Source organism: Kitasatospora hibisci (assembly GCF_043950205.1).
In the GTDB taxonomy this organism is placed as follows: Bacteria; Actinomycetota; Actinomycetes; order Streptomycetales; family Streptomycetaceae; genus Kitasatospora; species Kitasatospora hibisci.
On sequence record NZ_CP171642.1, the window covers coordinates 7,893,804 to 7,911,525 of the forward strand.

Here is a 17,722-nt window from a genome sequence, read left to right on the forward strand (position 1 = left end):
GCCCCGGCGCGGCGGCGACAGGAGACCAGCGGTGAACAGCCTCCCCCAGAGCCGGACGGTCGAGCCGGCCCCCACCCTCCAGGAGCTCCAGGAGCGCGCGCTCGCCGCCGCCCGGCCCAAGGCCCCCGGTGTGGACGCGGCGATCGTCTGCGACCGCCTGGTGCGCATCTTCTCCGCCGGGGGAATCGAGGTGCAGGCTCTCCAGGGCCTGGAGCTGACCATCCGGCAGGGCGACCTGGTGGCTCTGGTGGGCGCCTCCGGCAGCGGCAAGTCCACCCTGCTCACCATCCTGGCCGGGCTCGACGTGCCGACCGCCGGCACCGCCACCGTCGCCGGCCGTGACCTGCTGGAGATGTCGGCCCGCGACCGGCTGCGCTACCGGCGCGAGGTCGTCGGCTTCATCTGGCAGCAGACCGCGCGGAACCTGCTGCCCTTCCTGACCGCCGCCGAGAACATCGCCCTGCCGATGCAGCTGCGTGGCCGCACGGCCGGACTCGGGGCCAGGCAGAAGGCCGCCCGGGTCGCCGAGCTGCTGGAGGCGCTGGAGATCGGCGACCTGGCCCACCGGCGCCCGCGCGAGATGTCCGGCGGCCAGCAGCAGCGCGTGGCCATCGCCGTGGCGATGGCCAACAACCCGCCGGTGCTGCTGGCCGACGAGCCCACCGGCGAGCTCGACTCGGAGACCGGCGCCGCGATCTTCGAGGCGTTCCGCACCGTCAACCGCGAACTCGGCGCCACCGTCGTCATCGTGACCCACGACCCGATGGTGGCGGGCGAGGTCCGCCGCACGGTCGCCATCCGCGACGGACGCACCAGCAGCGAGGTGCTGCGCAGGACGGTGACGGACGAGCACGGCGAGGAGTCGGTCAACGAGCGCGAGTACGTGATGCTGGACCGGACCGGCCGGGTGCAGCTGCCGGTGAAGTTCCTGGAGGCGCTCGGCATGGAGCACCGGGTCGCGGTGGACCTGGCCGCCGACCACATCGAGGTCCGCCCGGACGACATCCCCGGTCACTGACGTCACCCGGGCGGGGCGTCCGGGCTGCGGGTCGCTCAGCTCTCGCCGGGGCGGCGGAACAGACCGCTGCGTTCGGCGTCCTCGCGCAGGGTGTCCCGCGCGCCGCCCAGGCCTCTGCCGTCCTCCTCGTCGGCCGCGCCGCCGTCGCCGCGCGCGGTGCGGTCCCCGCGGGCGGCGGCCGTGCAGAGGGCGAAGACGAGCAGGGCGCTGGCCGCCACGGCGAGGATGCCGAGCGCGGTCAGGACGCGGAGCCAGGTCACGGAAGGTTCCTCCTGGGGACGGACGGTGCGAGAGGGGTATCGGCACGTCGGACCGGGAGGTCGAGCGGACACGGGCGGTTTCGCCGGACGCCCGCCGTACAGTCGGGCGCGCACGCGGGCGCCGGAGGCGTCCGGGCGCGCGCCTCCGTCCTTCGTGCGCCCCCGAACCGCCCGCACGCTGACCTGCGCGCCCGGCGCCCTGCCTTGGCCCCGCTCCCGCTCAGGCGCCAGGCCCGGCCTCCGGGAGCAGGGCCCGCAGCGCCGCGAGATCCGGCTTCCCCGTCTCGGCCAGCGGCAGCGCCGGAAGCACCAGGATCGTCGCCGGATCGCAGAGCGGACCGCCGTGCTCCTGCATCCACCGGTGCAACTGCCGCTCCGTCACCGGCGACCCGGGCACGGTGGTCACCGCGGCGTGCACCCGCTCCAGCCGGTCCCGGCCGGTGGTCGCGAACATCACCGCCTCCCGCACCGCCGGATGCGCCAGCAGCGGCGCCTCGACGTCCTGCGGGTAGATGTTGTGTGCGTCCACGATCGCCATCGCGTCCCGCCGCCCGGCCACGGTCAGGTAGCCGGACCGGTCCAGGCGGCCGAGGTCGCCGGTGTGCAGCCAGCCGTCCCGCAGCACCCGCGCGGTCAGCTCCGGGTCCCTCCAGTAGCCCGTCATCGCCGTCGGCGTCCGGACGCAGATCTCGCCGAGGGCGCCCACCGGGAGCTGCGTGCCCTCCTCGTCCACGATCCGCACCTCGGTGTCGGGCAGGGGCCGCCCGGCGGTGCGGAGCAGCCGCGGATCCAGGTGTTCGTCCGGCGTCAGCCTGGTCACCGGACCGGCCTCCGTCAGGCTGTAGGTCTGGTGCATCACCCGGCCCAGCCGGCGGGTGGCCTCGGCCAGACGCTCCGGCGCCGCCGCGCAGCCGGTGTAGGTGACGCGGCGCAGGCTCCCGGTGTCGGTGCCGGACAGCGCGGGGTGGTCGAGGACCTGGTAGAGCAGGTGCGGCGGCAGGTAGACCCGCGACACCCGGAACCGCTCGATCGCCTCCAGCACCGCCCCCGCCGAGAACCCGTCCTGCAGGACGACCGCGCCGCCCGCCGCCAGCGCCAGGTCGGCCGTGGTGCCGCCACCGTGGCCGAGCGCGGTGCAGAGCAGGAAGGTGGACGCGGCGATCAGCTCCGGTCGCGGCGGGCGGGCGAAGCGGCGCTGGACGCCTTTGGGCCGGCCGGTCGAGCCGGCGGTGAACCGCACCGCCATCACGTCGTCCGGCCGGTAGGCGGGGGCCAGCGGGGCGGGGGAGAGCGGGGCGGCCAGCTCCAGCAGGTCGGCGCCGAACGCGCTCGGACCGAGCGCCAGCACCGGCGCCCCCGGCAGCGTGGCGGAGATCCGGCGTGCCGCGTCGCCGCCTCGGGCCGGGTCGAAGACGAGCGCCGCCGTGCGCGCGACCTCGGCGAGGGCGATCCGGTCCGCCACCGGGCGGTCGGCCTGCAGCACCGCGACCCGGCAGCCGATCAGGTTCGCGGCCGTCCGTACCAGCAGCGCCTCGGGGGTGTTCCCGGCCAGCAGCGTGACCCCGTCACCGCGCCCCAGCCCGGCGGCGGCCAGCGCACGGGCCAGCCGGTACACCGTCTCCAGGCACTCCCGGGCGGTCACCGCCTCCTCTCCGTGGCGGATCGCCGCCCGCTCCGGTGCGCGGGCCAGCCCGTCCAGCACCATGGCGGTGTACGTCGCCACCCCGGGCCCGGCGCCCGCCCCTGCCACCAGCGTCCCCGTCACGTCCCGTCCTCCGCCGGTACCCGTCCGTCCGAATCGGCTGACAGTCCATCACATCCGCGGCGGGCGCCGACGCCGGGTGCGGGGTGGCGCACCCGCCGGGCCTCCGCAGGCGTGCACGCGGGACCGGGCGTGCCGGCGGCGGTCCGGTGTTGTTAAGGTTCCGGCTCGGGCAGAGACGGGGATGTGACCACCATGAACAGGCCGACCACGCCGACCACGCCGGGTGGGCAGACCGCGGGGCGGCAGGGGGCGCAGGCGACGATGGAACCGCGGGGCCTGGTCGACCTCCGGGGCGAGGCGGGCGCCGCGTTCGCCGTCCACTACCCGCCGGACGCCGTGGTGGTCGTCTCCGGCCTTCCCGGCAGCGGCAAGAGCACCCTGCTGCGCCGCTGGTCGGCGCAGGCCCCCGCAACCGTCACGGTCGACCCCCGCGCCGTCCACGAGGCCTGCGAGGCGCTGATGCCGGCGGCCCTGCCGTACGCCGTCTACCGGCCGTGGGCGCGGCTGGAGCACTTCCGACTGCTGCGCGCCTCGGTCCGCCGGGGTGGACCGCTGCTGGTGCACGACTGCGGCAGCCGGGCCTGGATGCGCCGGTGGCTCGCCCGCGAGGCCGCTCGCCAGGGCCGCGTCCTGCACCTCGTGCTGCTGGACGTGGGCGCCGTGACCGCCCTCGCCGGGCAGCGCGAGCGGGGCCGCTGGGCGCCGCGCAGGGCCTTCGCCCGGCACCGCCGCGGGCTCGACCGCCTGATCGCCGGGCTGACCCGGCACGCCCGGAGCGGGGCCCCGACCCCTGCTCCCGAGGCGGCCTCCGTCCTCCTGCTCGACCACGTCTCCCGCTCGCGGGCCGCCGTCGCCCGCTTCGGCCCGCCACCTGCCGGGCGGTAGCCGGCTCGGACGGACGGTCAGGAGGGCGCCGCAGTGGCGGGAGTGGGCGGGGGGGAGACTGGGGAGGAAGTGATCAACCGATCCCCGTTCGCAGAGAGGCCGCTCAGCATGCCCGGCAGCATCGCCACCACGAACTCCTGGTTCCGCCGCTTCCACCCCGCCGACACCGCGCCCGCGCGACTCGTCCTCTTCCCGCACGCGGGCGGCACGGCGACGTACTTCTTCGACTGGGCCGCCGAGCTGTCGCCGTACGCCGACGTGCTCGCCGTCCAGTACCCGGGCCGGCAGAACCGCTACCAGGAGCCGGTCGTGGACTCGGTCGCGGAGCTGGCCGACGGCATCCACCGGGCGCTGCTGCCGTGGGCCGACCGGCCGCTGACCCTCTTCGGGCACAGCATGGGTGCGGCGGTCTGCTTCGAGGTGGCCCGCCGGTTCGCCGCCGCCGGCGGGCCCGCGCCGGTCCGCCTCTTCGTCTCCGGCAGCCGGGCGCCCTCCCGGCCCCGGGAGGACGCCGTGCACAAGCTCTCCGACGAGGAACTGCTCTCGCGGGTGGCCGCGCTCGGCGGTACCGACCCGCGGGTGCTGGACGACCCGGAGCTGCGGGCGCTCGTCCTGCCGTCGCTGCGCGCGGACCACGCCGCGATCGAGACCTACCGCTGCGCGCCGGACGCCTCGGTGCCGCAGCCGATCACCGCGCTGACCGGTGATGCGGACCCGCGCGCCAGCCTGGAGGAGGTCCAGGACTGGGCCGGGCACACCACCGGCGGCTTCGAGATGCGGGTCTTCCCGGGCGGTCACTTCTATCTGGCGGAGCAGCGCCGCGCGGTGCTGGACGTGCTGGTGGAGCACCTGGCGGGGTGAGCGCGGGGCCCGGCCGGTCGCGGGCCGGTCCGGGCCCCGACCGGGGGGTTCCGGAGGGTCCCTGACGTGGCGGTCGGTGCACGCCCGGTGGCGGTCGGTGCGTAAAAGGGGTGGCTGGCCGTCATGACATCAAAAGTTGACACTGTTGTGACAAGTCGTCATGCGTAAAGCCTTCCCCAAGTGTGCACGGTTCTGGCATGTTGCGTTCAACACCTGCGTGATCCCCTCACATGCAGGCCGATCGGAGGACGCACTTGTCACCCCTGATATCCCGGCGGCTGGGCCGCCCGGCCGCCGCTCTCGCCGTGCTCTCGGCGATGGCGCTCGCCGCCCCCGCCACCGTGGCGACCGCCGCCCCCGCCGGCACCACCCCCACCCCCTCGGCCGGTGCCGACCGGGTTCCCGGCGCCCCCACCGCCGCCCCGGCCGCCCCGGCAGCCCCCGTCGCGGCCGGCTGGGCCGCCGGGACCCGCTCCTACCTGGTCATCAGCGCCCCTGCCGACATCGCCGCCGCCAAGGCCGCCGTGACCGCCAACGGGGGCACGGTCTTCGCGAGTTACGACGCCATCGGCGTCGTCGTCGCCCACTCGACCTCGGCCTCGTTCGCCACCGCCCTGCGCGGCGTCGCGGGTATCCAGAAGGTCGGCGCGACCCGCACCTCCGACGTGCCGGCCGACGCCTACGCCCCCGCCCTGCCGGCCAACCCCGCCCAGTCGACGACCACCCTCACCGAGTCCAACCGTTGGGACATGACCCAGATCAAGGCCGACCAGGCCTGGGCCGTGAGCACCGGTTCGCCCACCGTCAAGGTCGGCGTGCTGGACACCGGTGTGGACGACCGGCACCAGGACCTCGCGCCGAACTTCGACGCCGCCGACTCCGCCTCCTGCGCCTACGGCAAGGCCGACACCCGGACCGGCGCCTGGCGCGACGTCGACACCCACGGCACCCACGTCGCCGGCACCATCGCCGCCGCCAAGAACGGCAAGGGCGTCGTCGGCGTCGCTCCGGGCGTGAAGATCGCCTCGGTCCGGATCGCCGAGCCGAGCTCCACGCTGTTCTACGCCGAGAACACCGTCTGCGGCTTCGTCTGGGCCGGCGACCACGGCTTCAGGGTGACCAACAACAGCTACTACACCGACCCGTGGCAGTTCAACTGCCCCGACAACCTCGACCAGGCGGCCATCATCGAGGGCGTCAAGCGCGCCCAGGAGTACGCCGAGGGCAAGGGCTCGCTCCAGGTCGCCGCCGCCGGCAACTCCAACTACGACCTGGCGAACAAGACGACCGACTCGGAGAGCCCCAACGACTCCACCCCGGTCACCCGGACCATCACCAACGCCTGCATCGACATCCCGACCGAACTGCCCGGCGTGGTGACGGTCGCTGCCACGGGCAGCGGCAGCGGCAAGGCGTCCTACTCCAACTTCGGCCGGGGCGTCATCGACGTCGCGGCCCCGGGCGGCGACGGCTCGACCGGCGTCTACTCCACCCTGCCCGGCGGCAAGTACGGTTCGAAGAACGGCACTTCGATGGCGTCCCCGCACGTCGCCGGTGTGGCCGCGCTGATCGCGAGCGCCAACCCGGCGTTCACCCCGGCCGACATCCGGGCCGCGCTGGCCGCCCAGGCCAACGACCTCGCCTGCCCCTCGGACAGCCGCTGCACCGGCACCACCGCGAACAACGGCTTCTTCGGCGAGGGTCAGGTCGACGCGCTGAAGGCGGTCGGCGGGAGCATCCCCCCGACCGGCAAGTACTTCGAGAACCTCGCCGACGTGGCGATCAGCGACTACAGCACCGTGGAGAGCCCGATCGCCGTCACCGGCGTGACCGGCAACGCCCCCGCCGCCCTCAAGGTCGGCGTGGACATCAAGCACACCTACCGCGGTGACCTGGTGATCTCGCTGGTCGCCCCCGACGGCACGGTCTACCTCCTGGAGGACTTCCCGAACGGCGACAGCGCCGACAACGTGGCCAAGACGTACACCGTGAACGCCTCGGCGAGCGTGGCGAACGGCACCTGGAAGCTCCGGGTCACGGACGGCGCCTCGGGTGACGTCGGCACCATCGACGCCTGGAACCTGACCTTCTAGCCGACCCGGCAACACCACCCACCCGCGCTCCGCCGCCCCCTCGGGCGGCGGAGCGCACGCCGTTGCGGGCGCCTGCCCGGTCGTGGCGCGTGCCCGGTCGTGGCACCGGCCGCGGTCACGCGGTGACCCGGGCGACGAAGGCGGCGAGGTTGGCCTCCGTGCGCCGGATCTTCTCCTCGACGGTGAGCGACTCGTGCAGCCGGGTGCCGACCTCCCGCTTGCCGCGAACGTAGAGGGAGCAGGCGAGGTCGGAGCAGATGTACGCGCCGACGGAGTTGCCCTGCTTGCCGGCCCTTCCGGCCCGGGGCGCGACCAGCAGTGAGACGCCCCCGGTGTGGGTGGTCACGCAGAGCGAGCAGATGCTGCGCCGGGCCTGCCAGGCGGCGGCACCGGAGGAACGCAGCGCGACCGCCACCGTACGGCCGTCCAGCTCGGTCGCGAGGTAGGCGCGGTCGGGGGCCTGCGGGTCGCGCCAGCCGAGGAAGTCCAGGTCGTCCCACGGGCTCTCGGCCAGATCGCGGGGGACGTTCAGGCGTGACGCCTCGCCCTTGGTGCAGTTCACGAAGGCGGAGCGGATCTCCTGCTCGGTCAGCATCTTCATAGGTGGCAACGTAAATTACCTAGGAGCATTAGGCAAATGTATTATGACCTCAGGCGATCGAAGGGAAGGGCATGGCGCGGGTAGGGCTGAACGCGGAACGACTCACCAGAGCGGGCGCGGAGCTGGCCGACGAGGTCGGCTTCGACGGGGTGACGGTCTCCGCGCTGGCGCGGCGCTTCGGCGTCAGGGACGCGAGCCTCTACTCGCACGTCAAGAACTCGCAGGACCTCAAGACCAGGATCGCCCTGCTCGCGCTGGAGGAGCTCGCCGACCGCGTCGCCGTCGCCCTGGCCGGGCGGGCCGGCAAGGACGCCCTGACCGCCTTCGCCAACGCCTACCGCGACTACGCCCGCGAGCACCCGGGCCGCTACGCCGCCGCGCAGCTGCCGCTCGACCCGGAGGTGGCGCGCGCCGGCGCGGGCGTGCGGCACTCGCAGATGACGCGCGCGATCCTGCGCGGCTACGACCTCGCGGAGCCGGACGAGACCGACGCCGTCCGCCTGCTCGGAAGCACCTTCCACGGCTACGTGGCCCTGGAGCGCGCGGGGAGCTTCCGGCACACCCCGCGCGACACCGAGGACACCTGGTCGCGCATCCTGGACGCCCTCGACGCCCTGCTGCGCGCCTGGCCGAAGGCCTGACCGCCCGCCCCGCTCGCCGTCCGTCCGTGCGGGTCACCGGAGCGGGAAGTCGCCCCCGAACTCGTCCGCCGGCCGGGGGCCGTGGATGCGGCGCTCGGCTGCGGTGATGGCGACGTCGTCGATGCTCGCCTCGCGCCGCCGCATCAGGCCGTCCTCGTCGAACTCCCACAGCTCGTTGCCGTAGCTGCGCCACCACCGGCCGTCCGCGTCGTGCCACTCGTACTGGAAGCGGACGGCGATCCGGTTCCCGTCGAAGCTCCAGAGGCTCTTGCGCAGTGCGTAGTCCAGTTCGCGCTCCCACTTGCGGGTCAGGAACGCGACGATCTCCTCGCGCCCGTTGACGAACGCGTCCCGGTTCCGCCAGGCCGAGTCCGGCGTGTAGGCGAGGGCGACCCGCTCGGGGTCGCGGGAGTTCCAGGCGTCCTCGGCGGCCTGCACCTTCTGCAGCGCGGTCTCGTGCGTGAACGGCGGATAGGGCGGGCGGGCTTCGGTCATGACGGCCTCCTCGTGTCGAGAACGTACGTTCTCAATGGCTTGCGCCTACGATAGGAAACGATCGTTCTCAACGTCAAGGAGTCCCGCATGCCGGCCCCGATCACCGAGGAGCAGGCCCGTCTCGACCGCACGGCCCTGCTCGACGCCGCGGAGCGGCTCTACTACGAGAAGGGCATCCAGGCCGTCGGCATGGACGAGGTGCGCGCGGCCTCCGGCCTGCCGCTGAAGCGCATCTACCGGCTCTTCGCGGCGAAGGAGGACCTCGTGGTGGCGGTGCTCCGGCGCCGCGACGAGCGCTGGCGCGGTCAACTGGCCGCCCACGTGGAGCGGTTCGGCGATCCGCGCGAGCGGGTGCTCGCCGTCTTCGACTGGCTCGCCAAGTGGTTCGCGGAGCCCGGCTTCCGCGGCTGCGCCTGGATCAACGCCTTCGGCGAACTCGCCCCGTCCTCCGAGGCGGTCCTGGCCGAGGTCCGTTCGCACAAGCAGGCGTTCCGCGACCAGATAGCACTCTGGGTCCGTGCCACCGGCCGGCCGGTGGCCGAACCGGTCCACCTCCTCGCCGAGGGCGCCATCGTCACCGCCGCCATCACCGGTAGTTCCACCCCGGCCGCCCACGCCCGCGCGGCGGCGGCGGCACTGCTCGCGGCGCCCTGACCCGGGGGCGCACAGGCCTCCGATCCCGGGTCGGGGAGGTCCGGTGCGACGCAGGACAGGCCGGGTCAGGAGACCAGGTCGCTCGGGCGGATGCGGTAGACCTGCAGGTTGAGTCCGTAGTACTTGGTGGTCTCACCCACCCACTCCATGCCGAGCCGCCGCGCCATGGCGATGGCCCGGGTGTTGGTCGGCCGTGCGACGGCGAACAGCTCCTCGGCGTCCTGGGTGAACGCCCAGGCGATCAACGCGCGGCCGGCCTCGGTCGCGTAGCCCTTGCCCCACGCGTCGGGGGCCAGCTGCCAGCTCATCTCCAGATCGTCCTCGAACGGCGGCAGCAGCCGGATCCCGAGACCGCCGACGACCGCGCCGTCCTCCTTGCGCACCACCGCCCACCGCCCGCGGGGCGGCGGCAGGTTCGGCTGCGCCTCCTGCCAGGCCTGGAGGACGGACCGCATCGCGGCGACGTCCCCCACCCGGTCCATCGCCGGGGTGAGCCAGCGAGCCACGTCCGGCGAGCCGTAGATCGCCAGCGCCTGCTCGGCGTCGTCGACGGACCAGTTCCGGACGATGAGCCGGTCGGTGGTCAGCGAGACGTCCATGGTCCGCACCTCCTCGCACTCCCTGCTGGTCATCATGCCTTCGGCGCTCCGTGCCGGCGAGAGGAGAGGGCGGAGCCGACGGCGTCGGGCGCCGGCCGGTCCGGCGTGCACCGCGACACGCTGTGGCCGGGACGCCCCCTCGGCGACGGAGCGTGACTGTGCGGGCCGCACCGCCTCCGCAGGCCGCCCGTCGTGGATGACAGCGCCGCGCGGAGTGGTTGTTCCATCGGAGTGGTTGTTCCGGGGGCATCCGCCGTAAGCGGCTCGCCCGCCGGACCGGGCGGCGTCGCAGAGGGAGCCCCGGCGACGAGGGCCGCTGCCCAGGAGGCCGGGCGGCTCGTTGGAGTGGGCATGGTCGGTGATGGCGACGACGGCGCGGCCAGGGCGCCGATGGTGTGGGCGCTCGCGGTGCGCGAGGCCACGGACGGGCTGCCCTTCGCGGAGGTGATCGTCGAGGTGGGTCCCCGCCTCCATGGCGAGCTGCTGGAGAACGTCGTGGACAGCGGCTTCCTGCTCGCGGCCGGTGATCCGCCGGAGACCACCGCCGTGGTGGAGGTACGCGGGCCGTTGCTGGCCCGCCTGGTGCTGGTGGGCGGACGGCAGATCTGGGAGCCGGCCTCCCCGGTGGTGGCCTCCCCGGGCTGGCTGGCGGCCGCCGGGGAACGGCAGGCGGTGGCCGTGATCGTGGTGCCGCCGGGGACATGGCCGCCCGGGCTGATGTCCCTGCCGCCGCAGGAGCGGATCGACGCCTTCACCCGGAGCCTGGAGGAGGCCCGGGAGGACGGCCAGGCGCTGCACGGCGCGGCCCGCCTGGACGCCGGCCCGGTGGAGGACTGAGCAGGTCGGGCGGGGCCGGCCGGCGGTGCGGCCCGGTGCGGCCCTCCACAGCCGGAGCGCCAGGTCCGAATCCCGCCGGACTCGGGCCGCCCGGTGGCGCAGATTGGACGGTGCCGGGGGAGTGGAGCCGACCGGCCCACCCCGTGCCGGCCGTCCCGCCGCCCGTCGCAGTCGAAGGAACACCCACCGTGATCACCGACCGAGCCGCCGACCCGTCCGGCGGTCGTCCGACCGACCCCACGGCCGAGCCGAGGGCCGAGTGCGGCGCCGGCCGCATCGCCGACCGCATTGCCCAACGGCTCCGCCGGCGGGTAGACGCGACCGACTGGTCCGCCCTCGCCGCGGAGCTCGACGCCCACGGGTGCGCCCCCACTCCGCAGCTCCTCACCCCCGCCGAGTGCGGCGAACTGGCCGCGCTCTTCGACGACCCGGGGCACTTCCGCACCACGGTCGACATGGCCCGCCACCGCTTCGGATCCGGTCGCTACCGCTACTTCACCCACGAGCCTCCCGAGGCCGTCCGCGTGCTGCGCGAGGCCCTCTACCCACACCTGCTGACCGTCGCCCGCACGTGGGCCGACCGGCTCGGCCGCCCGGCGCCCTGGCCGGACACCCTCGACGAGTGGCTGGCGCGTTGCCATGCCGCCGGGCAGGGCAAGTCGTCGCAGATCCTCCTGCGCTACGAGGCCGGGGACTGGAACGCGCTGCACCGCGACCTCTTCGGAGACCTGGTCTTCCCGCTGCAGGTGGTGATCGGCCTCGACCGGTACGGCCGGGACTACACCGGCGGGGAGTTCCTGTTGGTCGAGCAGCGCCCCCGGGCCCAGTCGCGCGGTACGGCGGCCGTCCTCGCGCAGGGCCACGGGCTCGTCTTCACCACCCGTGACCGGCCGGTGCGCTCCGCGCGGGGCTGGTCCGCCGGTCCGGTCCGGCACGGCGTCAGCACGGTCCGGTCCGGTCGCCGCCACGCGCTCGGCCTCGTCTTCCACGACGCCTGAGGGCGGGCGTCGGTGACCGCCGCGACGGGCCGGGACCGCACGGCCCCGGTCGCTCGCCCGCCTTCCGGAGAGCGTGTGCCGGCCACCTGCGGCCGCCGCCCCCGCTGGGCGCGGACGGCCGTCCGTACCGCAGCGAGACGCGCGGTACCCGCACCGGCCACCGACGCGGCCGGCTCCACGGCCGTCCCGGCTGCCCGCGCACGGTGGTGGAAGGCGTCGAACCAGTCCCGGACATCCGTACCACAGGAGACTGTCGTGACCCGTACCCAGAGCCCCTTCACCGCCACCGCCGCCGCGAGCGGCCGGGGCCGGTCGCCGCTGATCCGCGGCGCCGAAACCACCGCCTACGGGTCGCTCCCGGCGCCTGCCCCGCACACCGGTGCCGAGACGGCGGCACTCGTCGGCCTGCTCGCGGCGCAGCGGCCGCGGGTCCGCACGGTCGTCCTCGGCCACAGCCGCGACGGCGCCTCCCGCACCGCCGCCGAGGCCTTCGCCGAGGCCTGGTGCGAGCAGGAGGGCCGGGAGGACGGGGACGCATCGGCCGGCGATGCGGTGCTCGCCGTCGTCGACTGGCCGGAACAGGCGGCCTCTTGGCTGCGTCCAGCCCGGCGCTTCACCGGCCCGGCACCGGACGCCTGGGTGGTCGCGGCCGCGCCGCTGGGCTGGGCCCAGCTGGCCCGCCGCCTCGCACAGAGCACCGACTGGGATCCGGCGCGGACCTTCGGCTTCGCCTCCCTGGCCGAACCGCGCACCATCGCCCTGGCGGGTGCCGCCGTCCTGGACGGCGTGCGGGGTGCCGCCGCGGACGGCGGCACCTGGGCGATCCGCGGCGGCTGGCTCAGCAGCGATCCGGCCGGTCCAGAGCTCCGGCGCCGACCGGGGGAGCGCCGGTCGCAGGAGGGCGTCCGCCACCGTCCCTGATCAGCGCCGGACGCCCGACCTCAGCGTGGCGCGTCCGGCGAGACGCGCCCGAACGGGTCGGGCACCAGCGGCTCCGGCACCAGGGGGCCGCTGACGTGCTTGTCGTCGTCCGAGTCGAGCGATGCGGTGATCGAGCCGGTGCCCCACGAGGCGATGCCGAGGATGATGAACAGCACCAGGAGCCCGCGCCCGGCGCCGCTCAGCACCAGCGGCCGGGTCGCCGAGACGGGACCGCCCTCCGCCTCGCCCGGCTCGTCGCCGAACAGCCGCTTCGGGTAGGCCGGGGTGAGCATCAGCAGGTACGCCATGTACCGCATCCGGTAGCGGAGGATCGCCGCGGTCGACTCGAACAGCGGCTCGGGCATCCGCCCGAGCACCAGGACCACGACCCAGCTGATCAACGCCACCGCCCACCACCCCGCCAAGACCAGCCCCTGGACGATGGCCGCCGGGATGACCAGGACGAGCCGGAAGAACACGGCAAGCCGGTTGAGCTCACCCGGCCGCAGCTCGACCTGGACGGGGTACTCCGGGGTGCGGAACCGGAACGGCGGGTAGCTGTCGTGGGTGAGCATCAGGTAGGTGGCCACCCGGGTCTCGTACGGGACGTAGCCGGAGAGGTAGTCCGCCGCGAACATCGGCAGCCGGCCGAGGAAGAGCGCCCCGAACCAGCCGATCACGGCGACGAAGAACGCCACCACGGACAGCACCCAGACCACGATGAACTGAGGGATCAGCAGCAGGATCCGGAACAGCACGGTCAGCCGGTTCTGAGGCCCGGACTTGGGCATGTCCAGCACCGGCAGCCACTCGGTCGCAAACGGTGGGGGTGCGGGGGGAGCCTGCCACATCCGGGCCTCCAGGTCTCGACACCAGGCGGGCGGCGGTCTGCCGCGACCTGCTCCGAAGATCGCAGCCATCCGGCGGTTCTGCTCGCCGCACTGCGCCGCCCGGGCGATCCGGACTCCGTCGGTGCGGCCCGTGCGGCGTCCGCTGACCCGGATGATTCGGACCGGATGCGTCGGCCGGACCGAGGAGCTGCCCGCAGCCCCCGCGCCGCCCGAGCCGCCTCACCGCCCGACCGAGCGTGGAGGGCACTAGGCAGAGGAACAGCACGCCGGTGTGCAGCTGCTCGGTCAGGGGAGCGGGCGTCAGGACGGCGGTGGCCAGCCCGAGCAGTGGGAAGAGGACGAACGTGCAGGTGAGGACGAGCCCGTGGAGCCGCGCCCGGCGGAGCCCGGCCAGCGTCTCGGGGGTGGACAGCCGGGCTCCGTAGAGGAAGAAGAGCAGGCCGACCGCGAGCTCGCAGGCGATCTCGGCCGCGTGGGCGGCCCGTCCGGTGGCGGGCAGCAGCGCGGCGAGCAGAATCGTTCCGACCAGCGCTGCCATGTACGGATCGAGCCAGCGCCGCTGCCGCTCCGAGCGCAGATCCGAGCGCAGGCCGGACCAGCGCGGCAGGGGAAACACGCGACGTCGGAGCTTTCCCGACTGCCCCGGTAGGCGTGGACCGCCGGTCTGCGTCGGCCGGTCCCGTACGGCCGGCGGAGCCCGGTGCCCGGGGCCGCCGCTCATCGCCGATCTCCTGTAGTCCGCCCGGCTCGCCGGACCGGTGCCGACCTCACGCCCGCACCGCCTCGCGCAGGAGCGGCTGGGCGATGTTCCGTTCCAACAGCTCGGTCGACTCCCGGACACCGATCGGTCGACTCCCGCCGACAGCGGCCGGCAGCCGGCCGTCGGCGACCTTCAGCCCGGCCAGCGCCTCGTCCATCGCGTGGTGGGCCGCGAACAGACAGGGCGTGCTGTAGATGGCGACATCCACGCCGAGCGAGGCCAGCTCGGAGAGCGACAACCGCGGCGACTTGCCGCCGGCGATCTGGTTGAAGAGGAGCGGTTTTCCACCGACGACCTCGCGGATGCGCCGGATCCACTTCTCGCTGCGCACGCCGTCCACCAGGACGACGTCCGCGTCCGTGGCGGCCAGCGCCTCGGCCCGGCGCAGGATGTCCTCCTCCTCGGTGGCGTCCGTCCGGGCGACGACCACCAGGTCGGTGCGGCTGGCGAGGACCTGGTCGAGCTTCTCCAGGTACTCGTCGAGCGGGAGCACCTGCTTGCCGTCGGCGTGGCCGCACCGGCGCGGGCGCTTCTGGTCCTCCAGGATCACGCCGGAGGCGCCGATCCGCTCCAGCCTGCGCACCACGTGGCAGGCGACCTCGGCGTCGACGTAGCCGTCGTCGATGTCGACGAGGAGGTGGTGACCGGGGAAGGCGCCGCGCAGCCGCTCGACGAAGGCGACCATGTCGGGCCAGGCGATGAATCCGATGTCGGGCAGGCCGTAGTAGGACGCCGCGAATCCGAAGCCGGATACGAACATGCCGTGGTAGTGCCCCGCCGCGATGGACGCCGAGTACATGTCGTAGACGCCGATGAGCGGCGTCGTCCCGGGGGCCGCGATCTCCTCCCGGAGCCGCTGTCCGTAGCCGCGGACCGGTTCCGTCCGTCCGTGAAGCAACGCCTTCTCCTCTGCTCGCAAGGGCAGGACTTTGCCTCGACTTGGCCGTTCCTATGGCCAACTGAGGTGTTATCACTATGCGACCTTTAATGTTCCGTGGGCAAATCTTTAAAGGAAGTTCGCTCGCGTGAGTGATATGCCGTCAGTTCATAGGAATGCCTTACCGGGTGGCGGATGCGGCGGATACGACGACGGCGCGGCCGGGCAGGCCCCCGCCCCACCGACCGACCGCCGACCGCCCACCGACCGGCCCGCCGTCCGTGTCAGAGCCGCAGCCAGCCTCCGACGACGTGCCAGTGGCCGCCCGCCCGTAGGTGGTCGACGACGGCCCGCTGGAGGACCGTGTCCCGCGGCAGATCCTCCAGCGGGCCCTCGGCGGTGCCGAACACGAACCGCAGCGGGTTGTCGTCCTCGGGCTCGCCGGGCGGGCCGAGCGGGGCGAACCGCCGCTGGAACCGGACGATGTTGGAGTCCGCCGGCAGGTAGTCGGCGAGTTGCGGGTCGAGCAGCCAGGAGAAGACGCAGGCGGTCGGGTACGGCTCGGTGGGGTGGTGGCGGGCGAAGAAGCCGCGGGCCCGGGCGAACGAACGCTCGCAGGCCTCGGGGGAGAGCGGGCCGCGGTGCGCGGGGACGTGCAGTTCGAGGGTCCACGGGCCGAATCCCGCGGCCGCGGCGGCCTCGGCGTCCGGACCGGTGAGCCGCTTGCGCTGGAACTGGAGCCGCCCGAGCTGGTAGAGCTCGCCGCGGAAGTGCAGGGTCAGCCAGGCGGGATTGTGGAGACCGCCGGGGCCGCCCCGCCGCCGGGCGAGGGCGAGGTGACGGCCCAGGTCGGCCAGGGTCGCCCGGGACACCTCGGGCCGGATCCCGAGCGCGCGGTGGTACGCCCGGGTGTGGGGCGCGAGCGCGACCAGGAGCAGGGTCGAGAGGTAGTCGCTGCCGTCCGAGCCCGCCGGCCACCCGCGCCAGAGCCCCGACGGCCGCCCGACCGTGCCGATCGCCGCGACCTGGGTGCGCAGCTCGCCGCCGAACTCGCCTCGGAGGCCCGGGTCGCGCGCCAGTCGGCGGTGCGCGGCGAGCAGGCCGTTCACGTCCTCGAAGGGCACGCCGAGGGCGAGCAGCGCCTCCGGCAGTGCCTCCGAGTCCGGCAGTCCCTTCGGCTCCAACCCGCCTCCTCCTGGCCTGCCGCGCTGTCGGCTGCCGCCCCGGTCGGCGGACCCGGCCGCCGACCCGGCCCCGTCGGCCTGCCGGTCCGCAGACCCTACCGGGGAACCCCGCCGCGCTGGAGGCCCGCGGCCGAGCGGGCGAGCGCGGGGCTCAGCGCAGAAGGGTGAGGAACAGCGCGCACACGCCCCCGAGCGCCGTTCCGGCGAGGACCTGCGCCAGCGTGTGGGCCTTGAGCACCAGCCGGGCCCGGCCCGCTGCCGGCGGAACGGCGGCCGCCGGTGGCAGCACGCCGGGCCCGAGCGCCGGCGCGGGGATCACGGCCGTGCCGCCGGTCGCTACGCCGACGGGACTCGGCTGCGCCCGCGCACCGCACGTGCCGTCCGCAGCGCCCGCCGGACGGCGCGGGTGGCGATCGGCGGCAGCAGGTCGAGCGCGAGCCGCCGCGGCGCGGAACGGGACGGCGCCGACGGTGCGGCTGCGGCGGGCCGGTTCAGGCGCACGACGCGGGCGCCCGCGATGGCGTCCTCGTCCACTGTGTAGCCCTCGGCCCGCCAGTCCCGGGCGAGCAGGGTCCGTTGGGCCGCCTCGGCGTCGCCCCACGTCCCGTAGAACTTCATCGGCGTGAGCAGGACCGGCTTCAGGCCGCCGGTGAAGACCGCCTGCCAGACCGCCGCGGAGACGCCGGGGGTGTGCTCCGAGCGGTAGTCGTCGAGGGCCACCAGCCCCTCGTCCGCCAGCGCCGCCCGGGCCACCTCGATGTCCCCGGCCACGTGCTCGTACAGGTGGGAGGCGTCGATGTGGACGAACCGGCAGCTTCCGGCGGGAATCCGGCCGTCCGCCAGGACGGAGGTGGGCGCCTGGACGATCTCCGGCAGCTCGGCGTGGAAGGCGAGGTAGTTCGCCTCGAAGGCCGTCCGGGTGAGGGTCTTCCGGTACGACATGGTCATCTCGGCGGCGTTCTCGGCGTCCCCGGCCTCGGAGTCGAAGAGGTCGCAGACGGTCAGGCGCTCGCCCGGTTGCAGGTGGTCGCCGAGCAGGACCGCGCTGCGGCCGAGGTAGGCGCCGAGTTCGAGGATGTCGCCGGTGCGGCCGGCCGCCGTCTGGGCGGCCAGGAGATGGCCGAAGGCCTCCTGGTCGACCCGGAAGAACCAGCCGGGGATGGCGTCCCGCGTGAGCGGTGCGGGGCGGACGGTTGCGGGATCGGCAACGGGCACGGCGGCCTCCAGGGGTGCGGGCAGTGCCCGGACGCGCAGACGGCTCACCCCGCGGGGTGCCGCGGGTGTGAGGCGGATCATCATAGCTACGGCGGGGCCGCGTTGCGCCAGACCCGGAACCCGGTTCACCGCACTGGATTTCGCGCGTTCCGGCAGGGTGCGCCGTGCGCGGTCCGCCCGGGACCGACCGCACCGCCGGCCCGGACC

19 protein-coding genes and 1 pseudogene are annotated in these 17,722 nt (G+C 74.4%); 9 read left to right on the plus strand and 11 right to left on the minus strand.

Going from position 1 to position 17,722, the window contains the following annotated elements:
- Positions 1-31: 31 nt before the first annotated feature.
- Positions 32-1,018: an ABC transporter ATP-binding protein gene (locus ACF9IK_RS34185; protein ID WP_395297945.1), complete on the plus strand. Its 987-nt coding sequence runs from the start codon at positions 32-34 to the stop codon at positions 1,016-1,018.
- Positions 1,019-1,053: 35 nt separating this feature from the next.
- On the opposite strand, the gene ACF9IK_RS34190 is transcribed toward ACF9IK_RS34185, so the two are convergent.
- Together ACF9IK_RS34190 and ACF9IK_RS34195 are read right to left on the minus strand one after the other, a co-directional pair.
- Positions 1,054-1,278, minus strand: a complete 225-nt coding sequence (locus ACF9IK_RS34190) for a hypothetical protein (RefSeq protein WP_395297946.1) — start codon at positions 1,276-1,278, stop codon at positions 1,054-1,056.
- A gap of 220 nt (positions 1,279-1,498) precedes the next feature.
- Positions 1,499-3,043 carry an AMP-binding protein gene (locus ACF9IK_RS34195; protein WP_395297947.1) on the minus strand — a complete coding sequence of 515 codons (1,545 nt, stop codon included), beginning with the start codon at positions 3,041-3,043 and terminating at the stop codon, positions 1,499-1,501.
- Positions 3,044-3,235: 192 nt separating this feature from the next.
- Here ACF9IK_RS34195 and ACF9IK_RS34200 point away from each other — a divergent pair, with 192 nt between their 5' ends.
- The 3 genes from ACF9IK_RS34200 to ACF9IK_RS34210 all read left to right on the plus strand — a co-directional run bounded on the left by ACF9IK_RS34200 (position 3,236) and on the right by ACF9IK_RS34210 (position 6,882).
- Positions 3,236-3,928 (plus strand): AAA family ATPase, encoded by a 693-nt coding sequence (locus ACF9IK_RS34200; protein ID WP_395297948.1) that lies wholly within the window; start codon positions 3,236-3,238, stop codon positions 3,926-3,928.
- Between the two features lie 108 nt (positions 3,929-4,036).
- Positions 4,037-4,789 carry a thioesterase II family protein gene (locus ACF9IK_RS34205; protein WP_395297949.1) on the plus strand — a complete coding sequence of 251 codons (753 nt, stop codon included), beginning with the start codon at positions 4,037-4,039 and terminating at the stop codon, positions 4,787-4,789.
- Between the two features lie 317 nt (positions 4,790-5,106).
- Positions 5,107-6,882 carry a S8 family peptidase gene (locus ACF9IK_RS34210; RefSeq protein ID WP_395298762.1) on the plus strand — a complete coding sequence of 592 codons (1,776 nt, stop codon included), beginning with the start codon at positions 5,107-5,109 and terminating at the stop codon, positions 6,880-6,882.
- A gap of 115 nt (positions 6,883-6,997) precedes the next feature.
- Here the strand turns inward: ACF9IK_RS34210 and ACF9IK_RS34215 are convergent, their stop codons facing one another.
- The gene (locus ACF9IK_RS34215) at positions 6,998-7,483 is read right to left on the minus strand and encodes an FBP domain-containing protein (protein WP_395297950.1); all 486 of its coding nucleotides are present in this window, start codon (positions 7,481-7,483) and stop codon (positions 6,998-7,000) included.
- A 71-nt stretch (positions 7,484-7,554) separates the two neighbouring features.
- Here ACF9IK_RS34215 and ACF9IK_RS34220 point away from each other — a divergent pair, with 71 nt between their 5' ends.
- Positions 7,555-8,124: a TetR/AcrR family transcriptional regulator gene (locus ACF9IK_RS34220; protein ID WP_395297951.1), complete on the plus strand. Its 570-nt coding sequence runs from the start codon at positions 7,555-7,557 to the stop codon at positions 8,122-8,124.
- A gap of 33 nt (positions 8,125-8,157) precedes the next feature.
- Here the strand turns inward: ACF9IK_RS34220 and ACF9IK_RS34225 are convergent, their stop codons facing one another.
- A complete protein-coding gene (locus ACF9IK_RS34225) occupies positions 8,158-8,619 on the minus strand; it encodes a DUF1348 family protein (RefSeq protein ID WP_395297952.1) in 462 nt (153 codons plus the stop codon).
- Between the two features lie 87 nt (positions 8,620-8,706).
- Here ACF9IK_RS34225 and ACF9IK_RS34230 point away from each other — a divergent pair, with 87 nt between their 5' ends.
- A complete protein-coding gene (locus tag ACF9IK_RS34230; RefSeq protein ID WP_395297953.1) occupies positions 8,707-9,273 on the plus strand; it encodes a TetR/AcrR family transcriptional regulator in 567 nt (188 codons plus the stop codon).
- 65 nt (positions 9,274-9,338) lie between these two features.
- On the opposite strand, the gene ACF9IK_RS34235 is transcribed toward ACF9IK_RS34230, so the two are convergent.
- Positions 9,339-9,908 carry a GNAT family N-acetyltransferase gene (locus tag ACF9IK_RS34235; protein ID WP_395297954.1) on the minus strand — a complete coding sequence of 190 codons (570 nt, stop codon included), beginning with the start codon at positions 9,906-9,908 and terminating at the stop codon, positions 9,339-9,341.
- A gap of 315 nt (positions 9,909-10,223) precedes the next feature.
- Here ACF9IK_RS34235 and ACF9IK_RS34240 point away from each other — a divergent pair, with 315 nt between their 5' ends.
- From ACF9IK_RS34240 to ACF9IK_RS34250, 3 genes are all read left to right on the plus strand, one after another.
- Complete coding sequence (locus ACF9IK_RS34240; protein WP_395297955.1) at positions 10,224-10,709, plus strand: hypothetical protein; 486 nt, start codon at positions 10,224-10,226, stop codon at positions 10,707-10,709.
- 287 nt (positions 10,710-10,996) lie between these two features.
- Positions 10,997-11,707, plus strand: coding sequence for a 2OG-Fe(II) oxygenase (locus ACF9IK_RS34245; RefSeq protein WP_395298763.1), 711 nt, complete (start codon positions 10,997-10,999; stop codon positions 11,705-11,707).
- A gap of 255 nt (positions 11,708-11,962) precedes the next feature.
- Positions 11,963-12,628, plus strand: a complete 666-nt coding sequence (locus ACF9IK_RS34250; protein WP_395297956.1) for a hypothetical protein — start codon at positions 11,963-11,965, stop codon at positions 12,626-12,628.
- Between the two features lie 20 nt (positions 12,629-12,648).
- On the opposite strand, the gene ACF9IK_RS34255 is transcribed toward ACF9IK_RS34250, so the two are convergent.
- From ACF9IK_RS34255 to ACF9IK_RS34280, 6 genes and pseudogenes are all read right to left on the minus strand, one after another.
- Complete coding sequence (locus tag ACF9IK_RS34255) at positions 12,649-13,479, minus strand: DUF4389 domain-containing protein (protein ID WP_395297957.1); 831 nt, start codon at positions 13,477-13,479, stop codon at positions 12,649-12,651.
- A gap of 220 nt (positions 13,480-13,699) precedes the next feature.
- Positions 13,700-14,017 (minus strand): annotated as a pseudogene (locus ACF9IK_RS34260) (bile acid:sodium symporter); the annotation flags it as partial.
- 229 nt (positions 14,018-14,246) lie between these two features.
- Complete coding sequence (locus tag ACF9IK_RS34265) at positions 14,247-15,158, minus strand: isocitrate lyase/PEP mutase family protein (protein ID WP_395297958.1); 912 nt, start codon at positions 15,156-15,158, stop codon at positions 14,247-14,249.
- A gap of 242 nt (positions 15,159-15,400) precedes the next feature.
- Positions 15,401-16,300, minus strand: a complete 900-nt coding sequence (locus ACF9IK_RS34270) for an acyltransferase domain-containing protein (RefSeq protein WP_395297959.1) — start codon at positions 16,298-16,300, stop codon at positions 15,401-15,403.
- Positions 16,301-16,451: 151 nt separating this feature from the next.
- Positions 16,452-16,619 (minus strand): hypothetical protein, encoded by a 168-nt coding sequence (locus tag ACF9IK_RS34275; protein WP_395297960.1) that lies wholly within the window; start codon positions 16,617-16,619, stop codon positions 16,452-16,454.
- A 17-nt stretch (positions 16,620-16,636) separates the two neighbouring features.
- On the minus strand, positions 16,637-17,563 hold the full coding sequence (locus tag ACF9IK_RS34280) for a class I SAM-dependent methyltransferase (protein WP_395297961.1): 927 nt from the start codon (positions 17,561-17,563) through the stop codon (positions 16,637-16,639).
- Positions 17,564-17,722 lie beyond the last annotated feature (159 nt).

Bases quoted from the DNA above. Each gene is read 5' to 3' on its own strand.
- ACF9IK_RS34200 (WP_395297948.1), top strand. From the start codon at position 3,236: ATGAACAGGCCGACCACGCCGACCACGCCGGGTGGGCAGACCGCGGGG.
- ACF9IK_RS34205 (WP_395297949.1), top strand. From the start codon at position 4,037: ATGCCCGGCAGCATCGCCACCACGAACTCCTGGTTCCGCCGCTTCCAC.
- ACF9IK_RS34210 (WP_395298762.1), top strand. From the start codon at position 5,107: ATGGCGCTCGCCGCCCCCGCCACCGTGGCGACCGCCGCCCCCGCCGGC.
- ACF9IK_RS34215 (WP_395297950.1), bottom strand. From the start codon at position 7,483: ATGAAGATGCTGACCGAGCAGGAGATCCGCTCCGCCTTCGTGAACTGC.
- ACF9IK_RS34220 (WP_395297951.1), top strand. From the start codon at position 7,555: ATGGCGCGGGTAGGGCTGAACGCGGAACGACTCACCAGAGCGGGCGCG.
- ACF9IK_RS34225 (WP_395297952.1), bottom strand. From the start codon at position 8,619: ATGACCGAAGCCCGCCCGCCCTATCCGCCGTTCACGCACGAGACCGCG.
- ACF9IK_RS34230 (WP_395297953.1), top strand. From the start codon at position 8,707: ATGCCGGCCCCGATCACCGAGGAGCAGGCCCGTCTCGACCGCACGGCC.
- ACF9IK_RS34235 (WP_395297954.1), bottom strand. From the start codon at position 9,908: ATGATGACCAGCAGGGAGTGCGAGGAGGTGCGGACCATGGACGTCTCG.
- ACF9IK_RS34240 (WP_395297955.1), top strand. From the start codon at position 10,224: ATGGTCGGTGATGGCGACGACGGCGCGGCCAGGGCGCCGATGGTGTGG.
- ACF9IK_RS34255 (WP_395297957.1), bottom strand. From the start codon at position 13,479: ATGTGGCAGGCTCCCCCCGCACCCCCACCGTTTGCGACCGAGTGGCTG.